Below are 21,652 nucleotides of genomic sequence, written 5' to 3'. Positions count from 1 at the left end.
CTATTAAATAGATTTATTAATCCAATCTAAAAGAGAGTTTTTTTGCTGCAAACCTATTTTAGTATCTTTTTGTTCACCGTTTTTAAATAACATTATCGTTGGAATACTACGAATACCGTATTCTGAAGGAATGTTAGGATTTTCATCAATATTCATTTTAAGTACTTTTACTTTGCCTTTTAATTCTTTACTGATTTCATCTATTATCGGTGTTAACATTTTGCATGGTCCACACCATTCTGCCCAAAAATCAACCAGTACCGGTAAATCCGATTCTAATACTTCCTTTTTAAAAGAGCTATCCGTTACGTTATTTGCCATAATTTTTCCTCTGTGTTTTTTTAGTATTGTCCATATGGCTTTTATGTCATTCCCGCGTAGGCGGGAATCTAGGGTAAAGCGAGATAAATCGAGCTTTTCAAAAAATTTTAAAGTACTGGATTCCCGCCTACGCGGGAATGACATAATGTTGTTTTCATATTCATATGGACAACATCTATATTTACAGGCTTCTACTTGTAAATAATGAAAATCTTTTTATTTATTATATTTATTTTTTCTATTATAATATATCCGCATTATTAAAGCTACTGTTTCTTCTATTGATCTAGTCGACACATCAATTACCGGCCAATTTCTTTGATCACAAATTTTTCTAACCTCTAAGCATTCTTTTTGTACTATATTAAAATCTGTATAGCTTTTATTTTCGTTAATTTGCAATAAATTTAACCTAGCTTCTCTTATCTCTATTAATCTATTTGGATTAATAACGAGTCCTACTACTAATTGATCTATGTCTTTTTCTATAAAATCAGGAAAGGGACAATTATAAACATAAGGAATATTGGCAGCTTTTAGACCGTTATACGCTAAAAATACGGAAGTTGGTGTCTTAGAAGTTCTAGAAGGACCTATTAATATTATATCGGCCTCCGACAACTCATTAAGCATTTGTCCGTCATCATGTCTTATGGCGTAATCTATAGCATCGAGCGTATCAAAATAAGTTTTATCGAATTTATAATTGTAATTTTGTTCTTTTTCTATTTCAATACCTGAAAAAACAGACATTTCTTTAATAATCTTACCTATTACAGAAATACATGGAATTTTTAATTCATAGCAAAATTTCGTTAAAGCTTTTCGGAGTTCTTGATCAGCAATCGTGTATAATACTATCCCGTGTTTAGATTCTATTTTACTTAATACTTCATTTAGCAATTCCAAACTTCTAATCATTGGCCAATGATATAATTTTGGTTTTACGGAAGTAAATTGTGCAAGAGCAGAATTTGCTGCATATTTTGCAGTTTGCACGGAAGAGTCTGAAACCAAGTGAATAATTAGCTTTGTCATACTTTACACATGTAATTGTGGATAAATTTTTTAATAACTTATTATTTTTCCTATTAAAATCTATTAAAAATTTCCTCAAATCCTTATTAAATCAAGTAAATCTAGTGTATTTTCTTTTAAATAAATAGTTTGTGGATAAAATTGTGAATAAATATCATTTTTCTTTGAAAAAATAGTCTTTTCTAAGCTATAAATGAATTTTACACTTAATTATCCACTTATATAAATTCATTATAAATTTATGTGAATTATAATTAAAAATACCGATATTTTTAAGAAAATTTTAATGAAAATTTTGTTGATAACTCTGTTTAAAACATTTAATCTACATAATTCTGTTTACATAAACAACAAATAATAAATATATTTATTATTTACAATATTTTTAGTAATAACATGAAGCAAATTATAAATCCATTAAAAGGAAATAGTAATAAGATACCTATTTGGTTTATGCGTCAAGCAGGTAGATATTTGCCGGAATATAAAAAAGTAAGACAAACAACAAAAAATTTTCTAGATTTTTGTTATGATGTTAACAAAGCAACGGAAGTAACCTTACAACCGATAAAACATTATGGATTTGATGCAGCTATTATTTTTTCTGATATATTAGTTTTACCTCATGCTCTTGGATGGGAAGTAGATTTTAAAGAAAATATAGGACCTATATTAAAGCAGTTCAAATCACAAGAAGATTTTAAATATCTACAAGGCAATCCGAATAATAAATTAGAGAAAGTTTACGAAATAATAAAAAAAGTAAAAGAAGAGTTACCTTCTACCACTTCTTTAATAGGATTCGCAGGTAGTCCTTGGACAGTCATGAGTTACATGCTAGAAGGAAAAGGAAAACAGAATTTTAAAACGAGCAAAAAATTTATATATGAAAATAAAATACTTGCTAAAGAATTATTAAATTTTATTACGGAAAAAACAGCTGATCATCTTATAAATCAAGCAAAATCGGGAGCAGATGTTTTAAAGCTTTTTGATTCATGGTCAGGAGTACTTGCAGAAGAGGAGTTTACTGAATTTGTAATAAAACCGACAAAAAAGATTATACTGAAAGTAAAAGAAGTTTTTCCAAAAATTCCTATAATTGTTTTTCCTAAAGGAGCGGGATTATTGTACGAAAAATTTATAAAAGAAGTACCTATAGATATTTTAGCCGTAGATCAAATGGTCCCTCTTGAAAAAATGAAAGAGTGGAGTGATAAAGTAATAGTACAAGGTAACTTAGATCCAGTCGTATTATTAACTAATAAAGAAATTATCAAAGAAAAAGCTTATAAAATTCTTCAGACAATGAAAGGAAAGAATTTTATCTTTAATTTAGGGCATGGTATTTTGCCTGAAACACCTCCGGAAAATGTAGAATTTTTAACAGAATATGTTAGGTTATATGAAGAAAAGAATAGCAATAGTACTTTTTAATTTAGGTGGTCCAAAAAACCTTGAATCCGTAAAACCTTTTTTATTTAATTTGTTCTATGACAAAGCTATAATTAATCTACCGAATCCATTACGCTATATTATTGCAAAAATAATTTCTACTACTAGAGAGAGAAAATCTCAAAAAATTTATTCTTTAATCGGCGGTAAATCTTCTTTACTTCAGGAAACAGAAGAGCAGAAATTAGCACTAACCGAAAAACTAAAGCAACTCATAAAAGAAGATTTCGCTATTTTTATAAATATGAGATATTCAGCACCGTTTGCTAAAGAAGTAATAGGTCAAATAAAAAAATATAATCCAAGCGAAATAATATTATTGCCTCTATATCCTCAATTTTCAAGTACTACGACAGGATCTTCGGTTAAAAATTTTTTACAAAACTTTGATATTGATATTCCAATTAAAACAATTTGTTGTTATCCTCTAGAAGAAGATTTTATAAAAAGCCATGTTTCATTGATTAAGGAAAAACTATACGATGACGATAAAAATTTTCGTATATTATTTTCTGCTCATGGATTACCTGAAAAAATAATAAAAGCAGGCGATCCTTATAGTTTTCAGATAAAAGAAACAGTAAAAGCAATAGTTAAAGAATTAAATATAAAAGATCTAGATTATAAGATAACTTATCAAAGTAGAGTAGGACCTATAGAGTGGTTAAAACCGAATACGGAAGACGAAATAGAGCTAGCAGGAAAGTTAAAAAAGGACATAATTATCGTACCTATATCCTTTGTATCCGAGCATGTTGAAACACTAGTAGAACTTGATATTGAATATAAATTAATCGCAGATAAATATGAAATTCAATATATCCGAATTCCGACACTTGGAACAAATAAAATTTTTATTAATAGTTTGACAAATATATTGCTACAATTTATTAATAAGGTTGATGCTAATTTAGTTACGAGTAGCTCTAGTACAAGAATATGTCCAAACGAATTTACTAAATGTTTATGTAAATTAACAAATTAACAAGGAAAAGAATGGCAAGTTACTATCTATGGTTTAAGTCAGTCCATCTGATATCTGCTATATGTTGGATGGCAGGGCTTCTTTACTTACCTAGAATATATGTTTACCATACCAAAGCTAAAATAGGTAGTGAGCTAGATAATACCTTACAAGTGATGGAGCTAAAATTACTCAGGTTCATTATGAATCCGGCAATGATTAGCACATTTATATTCGGTTTAATAAATGCTCATATTTACGGGTTTGTTGCTCTTGATACTTGGTTTCACGTTAAAATGTTTGCAGTGTTAATTTTAGTGATATTTCACGGTTTACTTGCAAGATGGCGAAAAGATTTTACAAATGGCAAGAATGTCCATTCAGAAAAATTTTACCGTATAGTTAATGAGATTCCAGCTATTTGTATGGTTATTGCAGTAATAATGGTTATAGTGAAACCATTTGATTAATATTTATTCTGTTCTGTTACCGTGGCTTGACCACGGTATCTATAAATACAGCTTAAAATATTAAATAGTAGGAATGACATAAATGAAAGCAATGCCTGCTCATCTATACTTTAGCAATACCAAATATTGCTTCTAGTTCTTCTAAGCGTTTCTCTATTGCGTCGATATCTCTCTTTTTCAAAGGTCTTTCTAACAGCTCTGCTATCTCAATTTTTAGAATTTCTAAATTTTCTTTTGAAGTAAACTCTGCTACGAGTTCAGATAGGGTTTTAGTATTTTGGTTGGACATATGGACACTCCCGATTTATTAAACTTAAATTGCTCAAGTTTCAACCACCGAAGATTTTAACTTCGGGTGGTCTATGTATTTAATTATAATTAATGAACCGTGTCGCGGTGTGTTACTCCTTACTTCATTTGGTTCCGAACAATCAATAGAGTAAGGGGTTATTCACGATCAACCATTAATATCAAGTGAATAACCCCTTAGCTCGTACATAGGACAGGAGAGAAAAACATGACAAAGCATATTTTTATAGGTATCGATGTATCTGAAGATACTTTAGACGTTTGGTTACACCCATTGAATAAATATAAAGTTTTTGATAATGATCAAAAAGGAATTAAGGAGCTAGTTGAATATATAGCGGATTATAATATAGCTAAAATTGTAATTGAAGTACTGGTGGACTTGAATATAAAGCAGCAAAAACCTTACAAAAAACAGGCTATTTGGTGTCAGTAGTTAATCCTTATTTTACATCAGCATTTAGAACTATGAGAGGTAAGTTTACAAAAACTGATACTATTGATGCACAAATGTTAGCATTATTTGTAGAAAAAATTAACCCTGAGTCTAGAAAAGTAGCGAATGAGATAGAAAAAGAATTAAAAGAACTTACATCTAGACGTAACCAATTAATTACTATGATAGTATCTGAACGCAATCGCTTACGTAGAGTTACTAATCAAAAAATAATTAATAGTATAAATAATGTTATTGATTTACTTAATAGCCAAAAGGAAGAAGTAGAAAAGCTTATATTACATCTTATTTTAAATCTAGAAAGTTACAAAGAAATATATAATTTACTTATTACTATCCCAGGTATTGGCTCTATTATAGCAATAACCTTAATTACAGAATTACCAGAGCTTGGTAATTTAAATTGTAAACAAATTGCTTCTTTAGTAGGGGTAGCACCTCACTGTAAGGAAAGTGGGAAAACACGATTTAAAGCAAAAACTAAAAGTGGTAGAAAAACAGTACGGGCAGCATTATATATGGCAGCTGTTACGTCTGTAAGATGTAATTCCGCCGTTAAACCTTTTTATAAAAGACTTGTGGAAAAAGGAAAAGCCAAAAAATTAGCTCTTACTGCTGTAATGCGAAAGATAATAATTATTATCAATAATATTGTTAAAAACAAACGGCCTTGGCAGGAACAATATAAACAAATTATCTTGACTTCTTAAACACAATCACCGGGGAAGTAAGAAAACCATCAACGATAGCCATAATAGCCTTTAAGCTCTGTACATAAGTTGTAAAATTTATTTAGAATATTTATAATTCATAAAAAATAATATGGAACATTATGAATAATAGCGATGAACTTAATAAGTTAGTAATTTTTAAAGATAAAACCATTAGAAGAATTTTGCATAATAATGAATGGTGGTTTTCAGTAGTCGACGTAGTAGGAGCATTGACTGATAGTGCTATCCCACGGCGATATTGGTCAGATTTAAAAAAGCAATTATTAAAAACTGAAGGATTTACTGAGTTGTACGAAAAAATCGTACAGCTGAAACTTTTAAGTATTGATGGTAAACATTATCAAACAGACTGTGCAAATACAGAATCATTACTTCGTATTATACAATCTATTCCGTTTCCAAAAGCAGAACCGTTTAAACAATGGCTTGCTAAAGTCGGTTATGAGAGGATTCAAGAAATTTCTGATCCGGAAAAGTCATTCTATGTCATTCCCGCGGAAGCGGAAATCTAGTTTTTTAAACTTTTTACTGGATTCCCGCTTCCGCGGGAATGACATACGGCTCTTGCTGAATTATCTACTCGTCAGGTAGCAGAAACTAATAATGCAACAGGAATGGAAGAAAATAAGGTTGCAGGTAAAATAGGAGGAAGTATAGCTAAAAACGCTAAAACGGCCTTGGAAAATAAAACCGGTAAAAAAGTAATCTCAACAGAAAATTATTTACCGCCTAAACTTACAAAGTAAAAAAATTTGTTATAGATCGTGAGGTGTTGTTGCGTGGATCGATTTTTCCGTCATTGCGAGGAAATTACGTAAGTAATTGACGAAGCAAGAAAGAAAAAAAATTCTGATTTACCGTGATGCTAAGGATAATAGAATATGGTATAGTAAAGAGGTAAGTGGTGATCGTACTCATGCTGGGAAACACTGGAAAAAGTTTATTCAAAAAGGAGAAAAGCTTTACCATGAAGCAAATATAGATATGGCTGGAAATGTTATGAATAGTAATAAAGGACAAACTGGAAGTATAATAAGAATAAAAGATTTAATAGGAATTAAATAAATGATTGAATTAAAAAGTGAATATTGTTGCGATAATATGAATTACTTTATTACTACCCCTCAAGAAGAACACGAATTAATAAGATATCATTCGGAAAAAAGAGAATACAGGCTTCTATTACATGGATATGATTATGGTTTAGAACAAGAAATGTATTATTGTCCATGGTGTGGTTCAAAATTACCAAAATCTTTAGGAGACGAATGGTGTGAAGTAATTAAACAAAAATTTGGTTTAGAGGAAGTATTTGCTGAAGAATGGGAAAAGTTACCTGAAGAATATAAAACTGACGCATGGTGGAAGAAACGAGGATTGTGAATATTATTTCTTCCAATCACGACGAACCAAGACCTATATATGATGTTACGACATCATTAAGAAGTAGCGGTTATAATTATGGCATGAGGAGTGCAGGTTCGTTATCATTTACAGAATTTTTTTAATTATTTTCTAGATTACCACACAGCCTGCGGCTACTCGCAAGGCATTGTTGCGTGGACCGGTAAAACCCACTGTGTCACTCGTGGCTTGCTAACTAGGTCCATAAAAATAATAAACAAATACTAATAATTTTAGTATTTTAACTGGATTCCGTGGTCAAGCCACGGGATGATAAAGGTGAAATTAATCCACGCAACAATGCCTGCTCGCAATGATAGGGTGGTATCCACGCAATAATGCTAGAAGCCAAGGATTGCATCAGTTTTGTGAAAAATACTCTCACTTTTGACAGAGGTTTCGTAGCGTTTTACTATTTCGGTTATGGTTCTATATATAACTTCCAAAAAGTCAATTAAACTTTACTTCAGGTGGTAGCGACATTAATATTGCTTCAACATTTCCGTTGGTCATTAAGCCGAATTTAGTACCGCGGTCATATAGCAAATTAAATTCTACATATCTACCTCGCCTTATAAGTTGGTATTCTTTCTGCTCAGCTGTCCAAGGTAAAAATAACTTACTTCTAACGATTTCAGGATATACCGACAATAAAGCCCTACCTACATCCTGCGTGAAAGCAAAATCCTGTTCAAAATTACCGCTATTTAAGTAATCATAGAATATTCCGCCTACTCCTCTCAGCTCTTTTCGATGCTTTAGATAAAAATATTCGTCACATTGCTTTTTGAATTTAGGATAATAGCTAGGATCATACTTATCGCACGCTTCTTTAAAAGCTGCATGAAACTTTGCAGTTTCGTTTTCTTCCGGATAGAAAGGTGTTAAATCGCCACCGCCGCCAAACCAACTTTTAGAAGTTTCTATATAACGAGTATTAAAATGCATAGCGGGAATTAGTGGCGATTTAAGATGTGCGACTAATGAAATGCCTGTTGCAAAGAATTTCCCGTCTAGCTCTGCTCCTGGAATTTCACTACGGAATTCGGGAGAAAATTCGCCGAATACGGTAGATATATTAACCCCGACTTTTTCAAATACTTCTCCTTTCATGAGAGACATAATACCACCACCACCGCCGTTACGTTGCCAGTTTGTACGTACAAACTTAGCCGGTTTTAAACCTTTTGGCTGTGCATATTCTTCTTCGATTTTTTCAAATTCTTTGCACAATAAATCACGTAAATTAGTAAACCAATTACTTGTTATTTCTTTATTTTCTATTTTCATAATTATTAAGCAACGATTTAATTACTTTCCTCATCATATACATAATCACTAAAAATACAGCAGCAATGATCATGATATAAAAAGCCGGAGCATAAAATAAGCCTGTATGCTCTACAAGCCAACGAGAAATAATAGGTGAAGTTCCGCCGAATATCGCTATTGCAAAATTGTAGCTGAAAGCAACACCGGTAAATCTTTGTTCTGCCGTAAACAAGGATATAACGAATATATAAGCCGTACCTGCTATACTTCCTGCGAGCATACCAAGCATTGTAAGAGCTATAATTTGTTGCCACATCTCTTCTGCTGACATAAGTAACATGGTCGGTAAAATCAATATCAAAATAGCAGTACCAACAAGCATTGCCATTTTAAATTTTCCGATAATATCGGCAGTACCGCCGGCAAGCGGCATCGCTATCATTGCAATAAATGAACTATACGCTAAATATGATAAAGCAATAGTATTACTAAGATGCATTACATTATAATAGAAAACATTTATATAAGTTTTTACTAAATACATAACACTGCTAGCAATAGCACCTATACACATAGTTAAAAACATCGATCTCCAAGCAGTTCTAATTACATTGGAAAAAGGTGCTTTAAGAACTTGTTTCTTTTTCTCAAGCATTTTAAAAATCGGTGTTTCCGATACACGTAATCGCAAGTAAAATCCGGCAAGACCCATAAATCCACCAAGCAGAAAAGCAAAACGCCAAGCAAAATCTATATGCGAAAAATAACGCTCAATTATAATACCGATAAATGTTGCAATTAAGGTACCTGCGATATTTGAACCATGTATTAAACCTGCCGTAAAACCCGGTCTTAAATTTTGATGGTGTTCCAAAATAAAAATAGCCGCTCCCGTCCCTTCACCACTAATACATAAACCTTGAATAAGCCGCATTATAACTAGAGTTATAGGGGCGTAAATCCCAATACTTGCATATGAGGGTATGAGACCCATAATAAAAGTCGGAATAGTCATGCCTAGCATCGAAATTATTAAAGCGATACGTCTACCGTATCTATCACCGATATAACCGAATAATATGCCTCCTATCGGTCTTGTCAGAAAGCCAACTGCAAATACTCCAAGGCTTAGAAGAATTCTAATGAATTCTGATTCACCTGGAAAAAAAACTTGTCCAATAATCAGCGAAAAAACTGAATATACCGTAAAATCATAATATTCGAGTACATTACCTGAAATAGCAGATAAAAAAATGAACTTAGACCTATTCATCGAGCTTTAAATAACTTAATTACTAATTAGTTATTATAGACAAGTTACATCATTTATAAAGTGTAAAGTTTAAACTAATTGGGATAAGAAAGTTTTGGCAGGAACTATTACAGGATAATTATAACTGAAGCAATCAATTTCCTTATATTCCATGTTAAGTACTACTTGAAAGGCAAAAGGGCAATTTAAAAGTTCTTGAAAATATTTTAAATTTGAGTTTAATTCTTGATTTGAAGAAGTTTTAGCTTCAACTAACATCCATGGTTTGTTATTTTTTGTTACTAAAAAATCTACTTCTTTCTTTTGTTTATCTCTAATAAAATATAATTCATATTCACCAAATCCTAAATCACTCCAAAAATGACAGAATTTTAATAAATGATTTGCAATAAAATTTTCATATCTTGCTCCCATATCTTCTATAAGCGACCAGTCCCATAGATATATTTTTGGCTCTTTTATTAAACTTCTAGGAATATTATTTGACCATGGATAAATACGATAACTATAAAAAAACGACTCAAATGACTCAAGCCATCTTGTAATGGTTGGAATCGATACTTTAATTTTATTTGCAAGAGAGCTATAAGATGCTTGTCCTCCTATAGAGGAAATCAAAAAGCTTCCTAAGACTTCCATTTGAGATAATTCTTGGATTTGTGTTAACTCTCTAATATCTTCTTTAAAAAGCTGAGTATTTTTAGTTTTCTTCCATCTATGCCAAAATGTGGAAGAATTCTTAAGATAAGGATCAGGAAAACCACCAAATTTAAATAAGGATTCAAATTGTTCTTCAGATATTTTTTTTGGTAGATTTATTTCTTTGGTTAGACTACTAAAATTTTCTATTACTTCAGCTAGTGTCAAAGGGTGCATACGATATGGAAAATATCTTCCCATCATACTATCACCGCCTTTTTTATATACTCCAAGCTTTGAGCTGCCGGTAACTATAATGTGAGTTTGTTCTCCATAAACATCATAAAATCCTTTTAAAAAAGTTTGCCAGTTTGAGAATTTATGTAGCTCATCAAAAATCACGATAGGGTTATTTTGAGCCGGAATATGTAGACCTATAAAATCTGCTATTGCTGTTGTTCCTTTTAGAATTAGCAAACGAGCCTTTTCTTCATCCCAATTTAAGTAGTAATTTTTATCTATTACTTTTTTAGCTAAAGTAGTTTTACCGACTTGACGGGCTCCTTCTATAAAAACCATTTGCCTATTTTCTTGCAAGTGATTTTTTATTACTAATTCATAAATCCTTTTCATATATTTATTATGACTATTATAACGTGCATATTAATTTGGTCATAACTATTATAATATACACGTTATAATGGTCAAGCACTTATAACCTAGTTATCCTCTAGTGGGAACTACCGGAATTCCTACTTTTGTAAGTTTAGCTCCTTTTGGCTTTTTAATTCCTGCAAATTTCTGTTCTTCTTGTTGTTTTCGTAGCTTTTCTCCTATTTTTGTAGCTTCTCTGCTACCTTTAAGAGCACTTTTTACGGGCTTTGTGTTAAGATTCGTAACACCTCTTGAAGTCTTAATATCTTCATCTTTATCAAAATATTTTATGTCTGTAGAAGTGCTTAAATGATAAACTCCACTACTTTTTTGTATAAACTGATTTTGATTTTGTAAAGCTTTACCTTCTAAATCTAAGAATTTGCCATTTTTTTCAATAGCAAATACTTTTCCATTTTTTTGAAGAATAGTTTCATCAAGCTTAATATTCTCATCTAATACTACTTTTCCAAAATCACCTACTTCTCCAACTTTTGTACCATTAAGATCATATGCGTAAAGTTTTTCTTCATGGAAATCTAAGTTGTTTAAAAAGTTCTCTATGGAATTCTTATCATTAGTAAAATTGCCTAATTCATAAGTACCTATAATTTTCTCTTCTTTGCTTACTACTTTTTCCGTATATTTTTCTTCTTTAATAACTTTTTTAGTATTTTTAATAATTCCAAGATAGGCTAGAGCTTTTTTAAACTTACCCAAATTACGCTTTACCTCAACTTCTACGGGTCTAGAAAATTCTTTCTCTTTTACTTCTTCAACTTCTCCTATAACTAACTGCCCATCTATGGGTCTACCCAGTTCATCTTTAAAATGAATTAATTTGGCATTTTTTACTCTATTTAATTCAATTTCTTCAGTTTGAAAATGTAGATGTTTTTTTTCTGGCATAAATTCCTCCTTGAATAAATTTTGATTTATTTCAAGTGTAAAGGAGTAAATTAAATTTTTGCAAGAAGTTTTTATTGTTAATTATTTCTCAATAACTAACAAATATTAAGAATTAAAAACTACTGTGCCGTCCAGCCGCCATCTATCAAGAGTCCACTACCTGTTATTGATGATGCTTTTTCATCACATAAGAATATTACTAAGTTTGCTATTTCATCAGCTTCTACAAATTTTTTCGTAGCTTGAGATTTAAGGATTACATCCCTTAACGCTGATTCTTCACTGATATGTCTAGCTTTAGCAGTATCTGCTATTTGATTCTGCACGAGCGGTGTGTTGACGTAACCGGGACAGATAGCATTAACTGTAATATTATTCTCAGCCACTTCTAAAGCAACGGTTTTGGTAAGCCCAAGGATACCATGCTTTGCTGCGACATATGCCGACTTAAAAGGTGATGCGACATATGCATGAGCGGAAGCAATGTTAACAATTCGTCCGAAGCCGTTTTTTTTCATAATCGGTATTGCATATTTTGTAGTATAGAAAGAGGCTATTAAATCTATACGCAAAATTTGCTCCCATTTATCTTCAGGAAATTCATCGATAGGAGCAACATGCTGAATACCGGCATTATTTACTAATATGTCTATTTTACCGAATTCTTTTATTATTCTCTCAAACATAGAACGTATTTCTTCAGGTTCTGCCAAATTTATTCCTTGATAAAATACGCTACTTGCACCAAGCTCTTTCAATTCTGCTAAAATTTTGGCTACTTCATCTTCTTTTGCAAAACCGTTAATAACTATTTTAGACTCAAGTTTTGCAAAATGTTTTGCTATCTCAAGCCCGATACCGCTAGTAGAACCGGTAATAACTGCTACTTTGTCTTTCATTTTTACCTCCTGCTGTGTGTCATTCTGCGACTTGTAAGCTAAACCGTCATTGCGAGGAAATTGCGTAGCAATTGACGAAGCAATCTCAGGAGTTTTGTTATTATTTCATGAGATTGCCACGCAGCCTACGGCTGCTCGCAATGACGATTTAGCCGGTACAAGCCACGGCATGACATAGTTAATCAACTATTATTTGTCTTTTATTTAAAAGTAACTTATATTAGATTTCACTTAAAGAAATAAAGTATAAATCTATGGAAATTGTTAATAGCGTTGATGTATCTGTATCTTGCCAGGGCAAAGAACCTCCATATGACCATCCAAAAGTTTATTTAGAGATAGATAAAGAAAAAAAGGAAGTTATCTGTCCATATTGTAGTAAGAAATTTAAATTAGTAACAAAATGACTATCAAATTTCTTTCAGAAAGTACTATCAACCGAATTGCTGCTGGTGAGGTTATAGAAAGACCCGCATCGGTAGTAAAGGAATTAGTTGAAAATGCTGTTGATGCTGGTAGTACAAAAATAGATATTATTTTAGAACGTGCCGGTAAAAATCTAATCATTATTTCCGATGACGGTATCGGTATGACTGATAAGGAATTAGAAATTGCCGTTGAACGTCACACAACTTCTAAGCTTGATGAAAGCGATTTCCTAAATATTCATACTTTCGGTTTTAGAGGTGAAGCACTGCCGTCTATTGCTGCCATTAGCAAAATGCTAATTACTTCTAAGAAACAAGGGGCTGACAAAGCATTTCAGATTAAGTTAATCGGTGGCAATGAAAAACAAGTTACTGTTTCTGTCCATAATGAAGGTACTAAAATAGAGATACGTGATTTATTTTTCGCAACACCTGTTCGCTTAAAATTTCTAAGAGCCGACAAGACTGAACTTGCAGCAACCGTAGACGTGGTTAAGAAAATCGCTCTAGCACATCCTGAAATTTCTTTTAGCTTAACGCATGATGACAGAAATCTGTTAAAGTTTAAAGGACAAAATAAAGATGCAGAAACTAACCTAAAACAGCGTATAATTGATATAATAGGTGATGATTTTATAAAAAACGCCGCTTATATAGATTTCAAAACTCCTGATTTCTCTATTTGCGGTTATACTAGTATCCCGACATATAACAGGGCTTCAAGTGAAGATCAGTTTTTATTTATCAATAATAGACCGGTAAAAGATAAGTTGCTACAAGTAGCTTTAAGGGTAGCATATCAGGATTATTTAGCTCGTGATCGTTATCCGTTATGTGCTATATTCTTACAAATTGATCCGCAACTTGTTGACGTTAACGTACATCCAGCAAAAGCAGAGGTTAGGTTTCATGACCCGAATTATGTACGAAACTTATTAATAGAAGCGATTAAAAATGCTTTAACAAATAAAAGCCATGTTACTTCTACTACTATCGCCTCTGATGCTCTTCAGTTATTTAAAAATCCTTTAATTAACAAACAACCGTCAGTAAGTAAAGCTGTAAGCGTGAATAGTAAACCGGCAGATTATAGACCTGCTATGTCGCCTAGTTTTAAACCTACGCCAAATACTGCTTGTCAAAAACTAATCGATACATTACCGCACGCTAAAATAGAACAAGAAGTAGAAAGACGTATAGAACATGAGCAGCAAGCCCATAAACAATATAAACTTGGGGCAGCTAAAGCACAACTTCATACTACTTATATTATTTCACAAACTGAAGATAGTATAGTAATTACCGACCAGCATGCAGCACATGAACGTTTAGGATATGAAAAAATAAAAGATTACCTTAAAACGGAAGAATTAATAAAACAGCGTTTGCTTATTCCTGAGATAGTAGAACTGCCAAATGAAAGAAAAGCAGATTGTTTATATGAAAATAGAGAAAAACTATATAAACTTGGTTTAACTCTAGAAAAATTCGGTGAGAAATCTATTATAGTGACTGAAATTCCAAATATCCTTGGAGATGTAAACGTACAAAAGTTAATTCAGGATCTCGCTGATCATTTATCGGATTTTGGTGAGAATATAGCTTTGACGGAGTTAATAGAGCATGTGACGGAAACTTATGCCTGTCATTACTCTATTAGAGCGGGACGAAAATTATCGGCAGACGAAATGAATGCTTTACTGCGTCAAATGGAAAATACGCCGTTTTCAGGTCAATGTAATCACGGTAGACCTACTTATATTGAGTTGAAGCTTAAGGATATCGAACGCTTGTTTGGACGGTAAAGGGTGATAGCTTAAAAAACCTACGTCATTGCGAGAAAAAATTGAAAATTTTGACGAAGCAATCTCAGGAACCCTGCTTTATGAGATTGCCACGCTCCTTTTAGTCGCTCGCAATGACGTATCTCTCTTTATTTTGCAATGCATAGTTTTTACTTGACTATTTTTCAATTTCGTTTTATTCTGCTTTCTTGAGTAATAATAAAATAATATCTTGATTTAAGGTGTCAGCTAATGGCAAAGAAAAATAAAAATGTTTTGGTAAGGCTAGTAAGTACTGCCGGCACAGGTGTTTTTTGGGTAAAAAAACGTAATCCGAAAACCCAAACCGAGAAGCTTTCTTTTCGTAAGTATGATAAAGTAGTTAGAAAACATGTTCTTTTTAAAGAAGAAAAAATAAAATAATTGTAAGTAATATATGGCAGTAAAAATTCGTTTAGCTAGAGGCGGTGCTAAAAAGCGTCCTTTTTACCGTGTAGTAGTAGCTAACGCAACAGCACCTCGTGACGGTGACTTTTTAGAAAAAGTCGGAACTTATAATCCAATGCTTGCTTCAGATAATAGTGAGCGTGTGGTTTTAAAAAAAGATCGTATAGAATATTGGCTTGGCACCGGTGCTAAACCAACTGAACGAGTCGCAAAATTTATTGAGCAAGCGGGTGTTACTCTTCCTGAGAAAGTTAAAAAGGAAATGGAAGTTAAAGCAAAAAACCGCAAAGCTAGACCAAGTAAAAAGGAAGCTAAAGAAGCTTAATTTGCAGTGTGTTTTTGTCATTGCGAGCAGGTATATACCCAAGTCGTCATTGCGAGCAGTCGTAGACTGCGTGGCAATCTCATGAAATAATAACAAACTCCTGAGATTGCTTCGTCAATTTACTATTGTAAATTTTCTCGCAATGAAGTTTTTAGATCCATACGATAACGTTTTTCCTACCAAATTATATACTTTTCTCTATAATTATATTAATATGCCGGATTAGCTCAGTGGTAGAGCAACCGCCTTGTAAGCGGTAGGTCATCAGTTCAAATCCGATATCCGGCACCATCAAAATTTTTCTTGTTATACTTTGAAGCTATTTTTGTATAGATAGCAAATCGTCATTGCGAGTAGCCGTAGGCTGCGTGGCAATCTCATGAAATAATAACAAACTCCTGAGATTGCTTCGTCAATTTACTATTGTAAATTTTCTCGCAATGACGGATAAACAGGTCCACACAACAATACCACGCAGGAATGACATAAGAGCCATGCAACAAAGCCGTTTTTAACTAAGATTAACATCCTTTAAACTATGATAGTAATCGATAAAACATCTTATAGAGCTGTGGGGTTTGATAAACGTATTAAATTCCTAGTGCTACATTATACACAGTGTGATTTTAAGCAGTCTTTAGATTTTCTAACCGGTGAAAAGTTAAGTAGCCATTATTTAATAAACAATGAAAACCCTGAACATATATTTCAATTAGTAGAAGAGCATGATAGAGCATGGCATGCTGGAGTAAGTTACTGGCAAGGTTATGAGCGTATTAATGATACATCAATCGGTATTGAAATCGTAAATCCTGCATTTGAAATAAATACAAAAAACAATAATATAGTTTGGCTACCCTATGCGGAAAGGCAAATTAATAGTGTCATAAGTTTGTGTAAACAGATTATCGCTAGATATGATATTAAACCTACTAGAGTGGTTGGGCATTCTGATATTGCTCCAGGTAGAAAACAGGACCCCGGTCCGCTATTTCCTTGGAAACTATTATATGATAACGATATTGGAGCATGGTATGATGAGCAAATTTTTAACGAGCTATTGCCTCAAGTCGACATAACCGATATTAAAGCAATTCAGCAAAAATTTATTACATACGGTTATAAACTTGAAGCTACCGGAATTTTAGATTCTAAAATGAAAGATGTTATAATTTCGTTTCAAATACATTTTCGTCCTAGTAATTTTTCTGGCGATTTGGATGCTGAAACCATAGCAATTTTAGATGCATTAATATTGAAATATAAATCTGAGTTAAGTAATTAATATGATACAACAAAGTTGATGTCATACTGCGAGCTTGTAGCAGTATACAAAAAATTAATATATAGATACCGCTACAAGCTCGCGGTATAACACATTTATAATATGCTACAATTTATAACTATACCGAATCTTATGGATTATCGGGTTACTTTGAAATTAATGGAAGATTACGTTAACAAAGTAATTAGTGATAATGAGCCGGAAATTGTTTATTTAGTTGAACATTCGGAAGTATATACAGCCGGTACTAATTATAAACAAGAAGAATTATTAAATTACGGTGATATTCCGGTAATTTACACAGGACGTGGCGGTAAATTTACTTTTCATGGACCGGGTCAGCGTGTTATTTATCCAATTCTTAATTTAGCTTCACCAAATCGACACAAAGATTTAAAGCTATATATAAGAATGCTTGAAGAATGGATTATAAATAGCTTAAATTATTTTGGAATTAAAGCATATATTATTAAAGATAAAGTAGGAATTTGGGTAAAAGTAAGAAAAGATGAATTTGCTAAAATTGCTGCAATAGGTGTTAGAGTAAGAAAATGGGTTACATATCACGGTGTAGCTATAAATATTTCAACAGATTTAAGTAAGTTTAGTGGGATTATTCCTTGTGGACTTGAAAATTCTTTAGTAACATCTTTAAATCAGTTAGGAATTCATATTGAAATGTCTGAATTTGATAAAATTATTCAAACTGAATTTAATAAAATATTTAAATGATCAGAAAATTTTTACTCACAGTTTTAGCAATTTTTGCTCTTTGTGTTGGTGGTCTTGGTTATTATTTATATTTAATAAATTCTTATAAGCTCAATAGTAATACCACTAATGCAATAATAGTATTTGCAGGAGGAGGACATAAAATTGAAACCGGTATTGCTTTGCTTAAAGCAGGCTATGCACCTATATTATTTATTACCGGTATAGAATCTACAGAGCAATTAAAAAATTTGTTAAAGGAACGTAATGTTATAGAACAGCAGGTAATACTTGCTCCGAATAAAATAATGTCTGAAGAAGATAATATTAAGAAAGCGGTTGATTTTATTGTAACTTACAATCTTACTTCAATAATTTTAGTAGAGCATAATTATAATATGCCTTTTATGCTAAATAAGCTTGAAAAAGCGATTCCTTCTTCTAATAATATCTATATAGTACCATATCCTGTTTTTTCCAAACAAAAATATGATGTGTTATTAAAATCTTATCATCGTTATTTAATAAGTATAGTAAACTGATCCCCACTTTGTGCTTCGTTGTTAGCATTGTTGTGCGGATCAATTTTATCTCTGTCTCATTCCGTGGCTTGACCACGGGATCCAGTTAAAAATACTAAAATTATTAGTATTTTTTATTGTTTTTATGGACCCCGTGGGTTTTATCGGTCCACGCAACAATGTCTTTGTTGTTCGTTGGCTTGCCTATTAGTTATAGACTTCGCTCCTCACGCCTGTCACAAAATGGGTCTGTTACTCAAGGTAGAGCTTCTTAGGTTCTTTACTCTTTGCTAGTACAATATTTTAGAACGGCTACGCCAAATAATGCAGAAATTAAAGAGCCTATTATTACTGCAGCTCTCATAGAGTTTGAAGGACAACTACTCTCAAACGTAATACTACCTATAAATAAACTTAGGGTAAATCCAATTCCTCCAAGTATAGATATAGAATAAAATTTTAACCATGAGGTATCACTTGGTAAATTACAGAGTTTAAATTTTACAAATGGATATGAAAATAGCATAATACATAATTGCTTACCTACAAATAAACCAAATATTATCCCATAAATTAAAGCAAGTATTGAGTTGGAACAGGTGCCTTTAAATACAAAATATTCTAAAAGGATACCGGAATTCATAAATACAAAAAGCGGTAAAATAAAGTAATTTACAAAAGGACGAGTTAAGTTTTCAAGTTTTTTAAAAGAAGTGTTAAATTCTCCTTTTATATTAACAGGTATAAAAAGTGCTATAATAGCTCCGCATAAAGTACCGTGAATACCTGACTCCACCATACTAATCCATAATAATAAACCTACAATTATATAATAAAATAATTGTTTAACTTGTCGATAATTCAATATAAACAAGATGAATATAATTACAGAGGAAATTAATAATGCCGGAGTATTGATTGTTTTAGTATAAAACAAGGCTAGTATAATTAACGCAAAAGCATCGTCAATTAATGAGAAACCTATAATAAAAGCTCGTAATTCTAAAGATATATGTCGACTGAAAAAAGATAAAATACCAAGGACAAAAGCAGTATCGGTTGCTATAGGAATAGCCCATCCTTTTATTAATCCCGGTTTATCATAATTAAAAAACTATGTATATTAAGGCAGGAACTACCACACCTCCAAGGGCTGCCGCCGCAGGTAATATTAGTTTTTTTTTATTTTTATATTTACCTTCTACTAGGTGAAATTTCATCTCTAAACCTATTAATAAAAAGAAGAAAGTCATGAGACCGTCATTAACCAACTCTATAAAAGTCGTTTGTAAACTTACATTCCCTATTGTTAAAGAAAATTTACTGTAAATAAAAGAAGAATAATATTTTGCTAGGAAAATGTTATTGCTGACAATTATTGCTAAAGTAAAAGCAATAATTAATAATATACTGGCAAAAGTACCAGATTTAATTAATTCTCTTAATTGATTATTTATGCCCATGATTTTAATATTAGTTATAACAAGCTCATAATAATTAAGTTATTTAAATTCATTAAGAAAGTCAAAAATCTATATAAATTCATAGCAATAATTTATTTTTTAGTCAGATAAAAAGTTGTTTTTTATACTTTTATAAGCTTGTATAATAAGTGTAAGAAGATATAATTATTAATTACAAAATAAAAATATCTAAGCAATTCTTATGGTTAGCAGAACAGCAAACCGAATGGATTATCAGTAATAACCTTGTAAATAAGGGATGGCATATTAGATAATGATACTAAAAAGAATGTTTATTTCCAAAAACCAAAATCAAAAACAGAACAGACAAGATTAAACGGAAAAAGACCGGATTATATCTTATATGAAAGTAATAATGATAAACCTATTGCAATAATAGAAGCAAAAAAAACAGGAGCAGATTTAAGGCGAGCTTTGGATCAAGCAACGGAATATGCAAAATTGCTTGATGTACCTATAGTATTTGCAATGAACGGAGCTTACTGTGAAGCTCGTTTTGTTGCTAATAATAAAGAGCTTATATTAAATGTGGTGATGAAGTAAGGGAATTACTGCGTGAAAAAGAATTATTAGCTTTTTTAGAAGCAAACAGTAATGAAGCTTGGACTATACCGAAAGAAGTTAAAGTATCACGTGAAGAATTAATATCGATATTTAAAAACTTGAATAATCTTTTAAGAAGTGAAGGACTCCGAGCAGGAATAGAAAGATTTAGCGAATTTGCAAATATATTATTCTTAAAATTATTAAGCGAAAACAACAAAAAATCTTGGTGGAATAATATCAAAGCACAATCAAACGATAATATTATCGGTTACATTAATAGCTATGTTATAGAACAAATTAAGAATAAATACGGTGGTGATGTTTTTACGCCTATTTCTCTAAGTAATAATACTCTTCGTTATATTATTGATGCAATCGATCCTCTCATTTTATCTACAATCGATACGGATATAAAATGTGATGCATTTGAGTGTTTCCTAGAAAAAACCATTTTCATTGAAAATAATTTTGGTGAATATTCTACACCGAGCAATATAATCAAAACAATTATTAACCTAATTGATCCCAAGTTTGGAGAAACTATTTATGATCCTTTTTGTGGTACAGGTGGTTTTTTAACTGAAGCTTTTAATTATATAAAAGAAAATAATATAATTAACACTGAAAAAGATTTAGAAAGGTTAAGGTTTAATACATTATATGGACGAGAGTTAACTAAAACTGCTAGAATCGCAAAGATGAACACTGTTTTACAAGGTTATGATGGACATAGTGAAATCCAGCAAATAGATACCCTAAGAAATCCTTACTATATTAGCTCCAAGACAAGCCAACAATTAAAGTTTGACATAATAGCTACTAATATGCCATTTTCTCAAACTATCACTAAAAAAACTATAAAAAACGGCAAAACTATAACAGAAAATCATATAGCTCCTCTTTATTATAATGGCATTGCGAAAAATAACGGTGATGTTGCTTGTGTTTTGCATTGTCTACAAAATTTAAAAGAAGGCGGTAGAATGGCCTTGGTAGTACCTGAGGGATTTTTGTTTAGGAAAGACACATCTAGCGTCCGTCAATTTTTACTATCAAAAGCAAAATTACAGGCTATTATTTCTCTGCCACAAGGTACTTTCTTACCTTATGTGGGAGTAAAAACGTCGATACTTTATTTTACCGATGCACATAAACCAAATAAACAGAAATATTATTGGTTTTCTAAATTTGAAGATATGCATAACATATTAGATAATAGAAAAATGGAAAAACTAAGAGTAGATGAGCTATTTTTACTTGATACTAAAAAAGTAATTAAAATTCCAAATAATGAAGCTAAATTAAACTCTCTTTGGCTATAAT

Annotated in this window: 28 protein-coding genes, 1 tRNA gene and 3 pseudogenes; 22 read left to right on the top strand and 10 right to left on the bottom strand. The window is 31.6% G+C overall.

From position 1 onward, the window contains the following. Positions 1 to 3: 3 nt before the first annotated feature. Together trxA and BN1174_RS03905 are read right to left on the bottom strand one after the other, a co-directional pair. A complete protein-coding gene (gene trxA / locus BN1174_RS03910; RefSeq protein ID WP_039594746.1) occupies positions 4 to 321 on the bottom strand; it encodes a thioredoxin in 318 nt (105 codons plus the stop codon). 216 nt (positions 322 to 537) lie between these two features. Next, entirely contained in the window at positions 538 to 1,359 is an 822-nt protein-coding gene (locus BN1174_RS03905) for a pyruvate, water dikinase regulatory protein (protein WP_040256681.1), read from the bottom strand. Positions 1,360 to 1,755: 396 nt separating this feature from the next. Here BN1174_RS03905 and hemE point away from each other — a divergent pair, with 396 nt between their 5' ends. From hemE to hemJ, 3 genes are read left to right on the top strand one after another with little or no spacing between them, the layout of a single operon-like run. After that, entirely contained in the window at positions 1,756 to 2,796 is a 1,041-nt protein-coding gene (hemE, locus tag BN1174_RS03900) for a uroporphyrinogen decarboxylase (protein ID WP_040256680.1), read from the top strand. Beyond that, positions 2,753 to 3,799, top strand: a complete 1,047-nt coding sequence (gene hemH / locus BN1174_RS03895) for a ferrochelatase (RefSeq protein WP_040256678.1) — start codon at positions 2,753 to 2,755, stop codon at positions 3,797 to 3,799. Before hemE ends, hemH begins: the two co-directional genes overlap by 44 nt. 11 nt (positions 3,800 to 3,810) lie before the next feature. Then, positions 3,811 to 4,248, top strand: a complete 438-nt coding sequence (gene hemJ / locus BN1174_RS03890; protein WP_040256676.1) for a protoporphyrinogen oxidase HemJ — start codon at positions 3,811 to 3,813, stop codon at positions 4,246 to 4,248. Between the two features lie 103 nt (positions 4,249 to 4,351). Here the strand turns inward: hemJ and BN1174_RS03885 are convergent, their stop codons facing one another. Further along, the gene (locus tag BN1174_RS03885) at positions 4,352 to 4,537 is read right to left on the bottom strand and encodes a DUF5320 domain-containing protein (RefSeq protein WP_040256674.1); all 186 of its coding nucleotides are present in this window, start codon (positions 4,535 to 4,537) and stop codon (positions 4,352 to 4,354) included. 228 nt (positions 4,538 to 4,765) lie between these two features. Between BN1174_RS03885 and BN1174_RS07855 the strand changes: the two genes are divergently transcribed. The 7 genes from BN1174_RS07855 (at position 4,766) to BN1174_RS12265 (ending at position 7,256) form a co-directional block, all read left to right on the top strand. Further along, positions 4,766 to 4,993: a hypothetical protein gene (locus tag BN1174_RS07855; RefSeq protein ID WP_052454725.1), complete on the top strand. Its 228-nt coding sequence runs from the start codon at positions 4,766 to 4,768 to the stop codon at positions 4,991 to 4,993. Next, positions 4,984 to 5,724: an IS110 family RNA-guided transposase gene (locus BN1174_RS03880; protein WP_052454726.1), complete on the top strand. Its 741-nt coding sequence runs from the start codon at positions 4,984 to 4,986 to the stop codon at positions 5,722 to 5,724. Before BN1174_RS07855 ends, BN1174_RS03880 begins: the two co-directional genes overlap by 10 nt. A 122-nt stretch (positions 5,725 to 5,846) precedes the next feature. Then, positions 5,847 to 6,260, top strand: coding sequence for a BRO-N domain-containing protein (locus BN1174_RS10775; RefSeq protein WP_197062040.1), 414 nt, complete (start codon positions 5,847 to 5,849; stop codon positions 6,258 to 6,260). A gap of 102 nt (positions 6,261 to 6,362) precedes the next feature. After that, positions 6,363 to 6,494, top strand: coding sequence for a phage antirepressor protein (locus BN1174_RS10770; protein ID WP_197062039.1), 132 nt, complete (start codon positions 6,363 to 6,365; stop codon positions 6,492 to 6,494). Between the two features lie 76 nt (positions 6,495 to 6,570). Further along, positions 6,571 to 6,813 carry a hypothetical protein gene (locus tag BN1174_RS03870; RefSeq protein WP_040256672.1) on the top strand — a complete coding sequence of 81 codons (243 nt, stop codon included), beginning with the start codon at positions 6,571 to 6,573 and terminating at the stop codon, positions 6,811 to 6,813. Then, the gene (locus BN1174_RS03865; protein WP_052454733.1) at positions 6,814 to 7,131 is read left to right on the top strand and encodes a DUF6980 family protein; all 318 of its coding nucleotides are present in this window, start codon (positions 6,814 to 6,816) and stop codon (positions 7,129 to 7,131) included. It begins immediately after the preceding gene. Next, positions 7,128 to 7,256: a hypothetical protein gene (locus BN1174_RS12265; RefSeq protein WP_269378883.1), complete on the top strand. Its 129-nt coding sequence runs from the start codon at positions 7,128 to 7,130 to the stop codon at positions 7,254 to 7,256. Before BN1174_RS03865 ends, BN1174_RS12265 begins: the two co-directional genes overlap by 4 nt. Before the next feature lie 346 nt (positions 7,257 to 7,602). Here the strand turns inward: BN1174_RS12265 and hemF are convergent, their stop codons facing one another. The 5 genes from hemF to BN1174_RS03840 form a co-directional block, all read right to left on the bottom strand. Continuing rightward, complete coding sequence (hemF, locus tag BN1174_RS03860; RefSeq protein WP_040256670.1) at positions 7,603 to 8,442, bottom strand: oxygen-dependent coproporphyrinogen oxidase; 840 nt, start codon at positions 8,440 to 8,442, stop codon at positions 7,603 to 7,605. Continuing rightward, positions 8,426 to 9,697 (bottom strand): MFS transporter, encoded by a 1,272-nt coding sequence (locus BN1174_RS03855; RefSeq protein ID WP_040256668.1) that lies wholly within the window; start codon positions 9,695 to 9,697, stop codon positions 8,426 to 8,428. The genes hemF and BN1174_RS03855 overlap by 17 nt, the downstream gene beginning before the upstream one ends. 69 nt (positions 9,698 to 9,766) lie before the next feature. Continuing rightward, entirely contained in the window at positions 9,767 to 10,969 is a 1,203-nt protein-coding gene (locus tag BN1174_RS03850) for an ATP-binding protein (RefSeq protein ID WP_040256667.1), read from the bottom strand. A gap of 90 nt (positions 10,970 to 11,059) precedes the next feature. After that, entirely contained in the window at positions 11,060 to 11,899 is an 840-nt protein-coding gene (locus BN1174_RS03845) for a hypothetical protein (RefSeq protein WP_040256665.1), read from the bottom strand. 119 nt (positions 11,900 to 12,018) lie between these two features. Then, positions 12,019 to 12,798: a 3-hydroxybutyrate dehydrogenase gene (locus BN1174_RS03840; RefSeq protein ID WP_040256663.1), complete on the bottom strand. Its 780-nt coding sequence runs from the start codon at positions 12,796 to 12,798 to the stop codon at positions 12,019 to 12,021. 49 nt (positions 12,799 to 12,847) lie between these two features. Between BN1174_RS03840 and BN1174_RS12260 the strand changes: the two genes are divergently transcribed. The 3 genes from BN1174_RS12260 to mutL all read left to right on the top strand — a co-directional run bounded on the left by BN1174_RS12260 (position 12,848) and on the right by mutL (position 15,031). Continuing rightward, complete coding sequence (locus BN1174_RS12260; protein ID WP_266265154.1) at positions 12,848 to 12,976, top strand: hypothetical protein; 129 nt, start codon at positions 12,848 to 12,850, stop codon at positions 12,974 to 12,976. Between the two features lie 76 nt (positions 12,977 to 13,052). After that, entirely contained in the window at positions 13,053 to 13,205 is a 153-nt protein-coding gene (locus BN1174_RS08750; RefSeq protein ID WP_082022283.1) for a zinc-finger domain-containing protein, read from the top strand. Continuing rightward, positions 13,202 to 15,031: a DNA mismatch repair endonuclease MutL gene (mutL, locus tag BN1174_RS03835; RefSeq protein ID WP_040256660.1), complete on the top strand. Its 1,830-nt coding sequence runs from the start codon at positions 13,202 to 13,204 to the stop codon at positions 15,029 to 15,031. Before BN1174_RS08750 ends, mutL begins: the two co-directional genes overlap by 4 nt. Before the next feature lie 23 nt (positions 15,032 to 15,054). Here the strand turns inward: mutL and BN1174_RS13065 are convergent. Continuing rightward, positions 15,055 to 15,153 (bottom strand): annotated as a pseudogene (locus tag BN1174_RS13065) (octaprenyl-diphosphate synthase); the annotation flags it as partial. A gap of 109 nt (positions 15,154 to 15,262) precedes the next feature. Between BN1174_RS13065 and rpmG the strand changes: the two are divergent. The 6 genes from rpmG (at position 15,263) to BN1174_RS03805 (ending at position 18,320) form a co-directional block, all read left to right on the top strand. Beyond that, positions 15,263 to 15,433: a 50S ribosomal protein L33 gene (rpmG, locus tag BN1174_RS03830; protein WP_004997072.1), complete on the top strand. Its 171-nt coding sequence runs from the start codon at positions 15,263 to 15,265 to the stop codon at positions 15,431 to 15,433. Positions 15,434 to 15,446: 13 nt separating this feature from the next. Beyond that, positions 15,447 to 15,782: a 30S ribosomal protein S16 gene (gene rpsP, locus BN1174_RS03825; RefSeq protein ID WP_040256643.1), complete on the top strand. Its 336-nt coding sequence runs from the start codon at positions 15,447 to 15,449 to the stop codon at positions 15,780 to 15,782. A 216-nt stretch (positions 15,783 to 15,998) separates the two neighbouring features. Beyond that, positions 15,999 to 16,073: transfer RNA gene (locus BN1174_RS03820), tRNA-Thr, on the top strand. Between the two features lie 247 nt (positions 16,074 to 16,320). Continuing rightward, the gene (locus BN1174_RS03815; RefSeq protein WP_040256641.1) at positions 16,321 to 17,067 is read left to right on the top strand and encodes an N-acetylmuramoyl-L-alanine amidase; all 747 of its coding nucleotides are present in this window, start codon (positions 16,321 to 16,323) and stop codon (positions 17,065 to 17,067) included. A gap of 102 nt (positions 17,068 to 17,169) precedes the next feature. Beyond that, entirely contained in the window at positions 17,170 to 17,799 is a 630-nt protein-coding gene (lipB, locus tag BN1174_RS03810; RefSeq protein ID WP_040256638.1) for a lipoyl(octanoyl) transferase LipB, read from the top strand. Continuing rightward, positions 17,796 to 18,320, top strand: a complete 525-nt coding sequence (locus BN1174_RS03805; protein WP_040256636.1) for a YdcF family protein — start codon at positions 17,796 to 17,798, stop codon at positions 18,318 to 18,320. Before lipB ends, BN1174_RS03805 begins: the two co-directional genes overlap by 4 nt. A gap of 259 nt (positions 18,321 to 18,579) precedes the next feature. Here BN1174_RS03805 and nhaA read toward each other — a convergent pair. After that, positions 18,580 to 19,762 (bottom strand): annotated as a pseudogene (gene nhaA / locus BN1174_RS08740) (Na+/H+ antiporter NhaA). Positions 19,763 to 20,014: 252 nt separating this feature from the next. Here nhaA and BN1174_RS13060 point away from each other — a divergent pair. From BN1174_RS13060 to BN1174_RS08725, 3 genes and pseudogenes are all read left to right on the top strand, one after another. Further along, positions 20,015 to 20,167: pseudogene (locus BN1174_RS13060) on the top strand (type I restriction enzyme HsdR N-terminal domain-containing protein); the annotation flags it as partial. A 30-nt stretch (positions 20,168 to 20,197) separates the two neighbouring features. Continuing rightward, positions 20,198 to 20,326, top strand: coding sequence for a type I restriction endonuclease subunit M (locus BN1174_RS13055; protein WP_408005869.1), 129 nt, complete (start codon positions 20,198 to 20,200; stop codon positions 20,324 to 20,326). Between the two features lie 119 nt (positions 20,327 to 20,445). Further along, positions 20,446 to 21,651 (top strand): HsdM family class I SAM-dependent methyltransferase, encoded by a 1,206-nt coding sequence (locus tag BN1174_RS08725; RefSeq protein ID WP_197062038.1) that lies wholly within the window; start codon positions 20,446 to 20,448, stop codon positions 21,649 to 21,651. Position 21,652: the final 1 nt, after the last annotated feature.

It is taken from the genome of Rickettsia hoogstraalii (assembly GCF_000825685.1).
Classification (GTDB): Bacteria; Pseudomonadota; Alphaproteobacteria; order Rickettsiales; family Rickettsiaceae; genus Rickettsia; species Rickettsia hoogstraalii.
Note: the sequence above shows the minus strand (reverse complement) of the source record. Positions and strands in the feature narration are given on the sequence as shown.

What these genes read in the sequence shown, in the direction of transcription:
- trxA (WP_039594746.1), bottom strand. Translation starts at nt 321, where the DNA reads ATGGCAAATAACGTAACGGATAGCTCTTTTAAAAAGGAAGTATTAGAA.
- BN1174_RS03905 (WP_040256681.1), bottom strand. Translation starts at nt 1,359, where the DNA reads ATGACAAAGCTAATTATTCACTTGGTTTCAGACTCTTCCGTGCAAACT.
- hemE (WP_040256680.1), top strand. Translation starts at nt 1,756, where the DNA reads ATGAAGCAAATTATAAATCCATTAAAAGGAAATAGTAATAAGATACCT.
- hemH (WP_040256678.1), top strand. Translation starts at nt 2,753, where the DNA reads ATGTTAGGTTATATGAAGAAAAGAATAGCAATAGTACTTTTTAATTTA.
- hemJ (WP_040256676.1), top strand. Translation starts at nt 3,811, where the DNA reads ATGGCAAGTTACTATCTATGGTTTAAGTCAGTCCATCTGATATCTGCT.
- BN1174_RS03885 (WP_040256674.1), bottom strand. Translation starts at nt 4,537, where the DNA reads ATGTCCAACCAAAATACTAAAACCCTATCTGAACTCGTAGCAGAGTTT.
- BN1174_RS07855 (WP_052454725.1), top strand. Translation starts at nt 4,766, where the DNA reads ATGACAAAGCATATTTTTATAGGTATCGATGTATCTGAAGATACTTTA.
- BN1174_RS10775 (WP_197062040.1), top strand. Translation starts at nt 5,847, where the DNA reads ATGAATAATAGCGATGAACTTAATAAGTTAGTAATTTTTAAAGATAAA.
- BN1174_RS10770 (WP_197062039.1), top strand. Translation starts at nt 6,363, where the DNA reads ATGGAAGAAAATAAGGTTGCAGGTAAAATAGGAGGAAGTATAGCTAAA.
- BN1174_RS03865 (WP_052454733.1), top strand. Translation starts at nt 6,814, where the DNA reads ATGATTGAATTAAAAAGTGAATATTGTTGCGATAATATGAATTACTTT.
- hemF (WP_040256670.1), bottom strand. Translation starts at nt 8,442, where the DNA reads ATGAAAATAGAAAATAAAGAAATAACAAGTAATTGGTTTACTAATTTA.
- BN1174_RS03855 (WP_040256668.1), bottom strand. Translation starts at nt 9,697, where the DNA reads ATGAATAGGTCTAAGTTCATTTTTTTATCTGCTATTTCAGGTAATGTA.
- BN1174_RS03850 (WP_040256667.1), bottom strand. Translation starts at nt 10,969, where the DNA reads ATGAAAAGGATTTATGAATTAGTAATAAAAAATCACTTGCAAGAAAAT.
- BN1174_RS03845 (WP_040256665.1), bottom strand. Translation starts at nt 11,899, where the DNA reads ATGCCAGAAAAAAAACATCTACATTTTCAAACTGAAGAAATTGAATTA.
- BN1174_RS03840 (WP_040256663.1), bottom strand. Translation starts at nt 12,798, where the DNA reads ATGAAAGACAAAGTAGCAGTTATTACCGGTTCTACTAGCGGTATCGGG.
- BN1174_RS08750 (WP_082022283.1), top strand. Translation starts at nt 13,053, where the DNA reads ATGGAAATTGTTAATAGCGTTGATGTATCTGTATCTTGCCAGGGCAAA.
- mutL (WP_040256660.1), top strand. Translation starts at nt 13,202, where the DNA reads ATGACTATCAAATTTCTTTCAGAAAGTACTATCAACCGAATTGCTGCT.
- rpmG (WP_004997072.1), top strand. Translation starts at nt 15,263, where the DNA reads ATGGCAAAGAAAAATAAAAATGTTTTGGTAAGGCTAGTAAGTACTGCC.
- rpsP (WP_040256643.1), top strand. Translation starts at nt 15,447, where the DNA reads ATGGCAGTAAAAATTCGTTTAGCTAGAGGCGGTGCTAAAAAGCGTCCT.
- BN1174_RS03815 (WP_040256641.1), top strand. Translation starts at nt 16,321, where the DNA reads ATGATAGTAATCGATAAAACATCTTATAGAGCTGTGGGGTTTGATAAA.
- lipB (WP_040256638.1), top strand. Translation starts at nt 17,170, where the DNA reads ATGCTACAATTTATAACTATACCGAATCTTATGGATTATCGGGTTACT.
- BN1174_RS03805 (WP_040256636.1), top strand. Translation starts at nt 17,796, where the DNA reads ATGATCAGAAAATTTTTACTCACAGTTTTAGCAATTTTTGCTCTTTGT.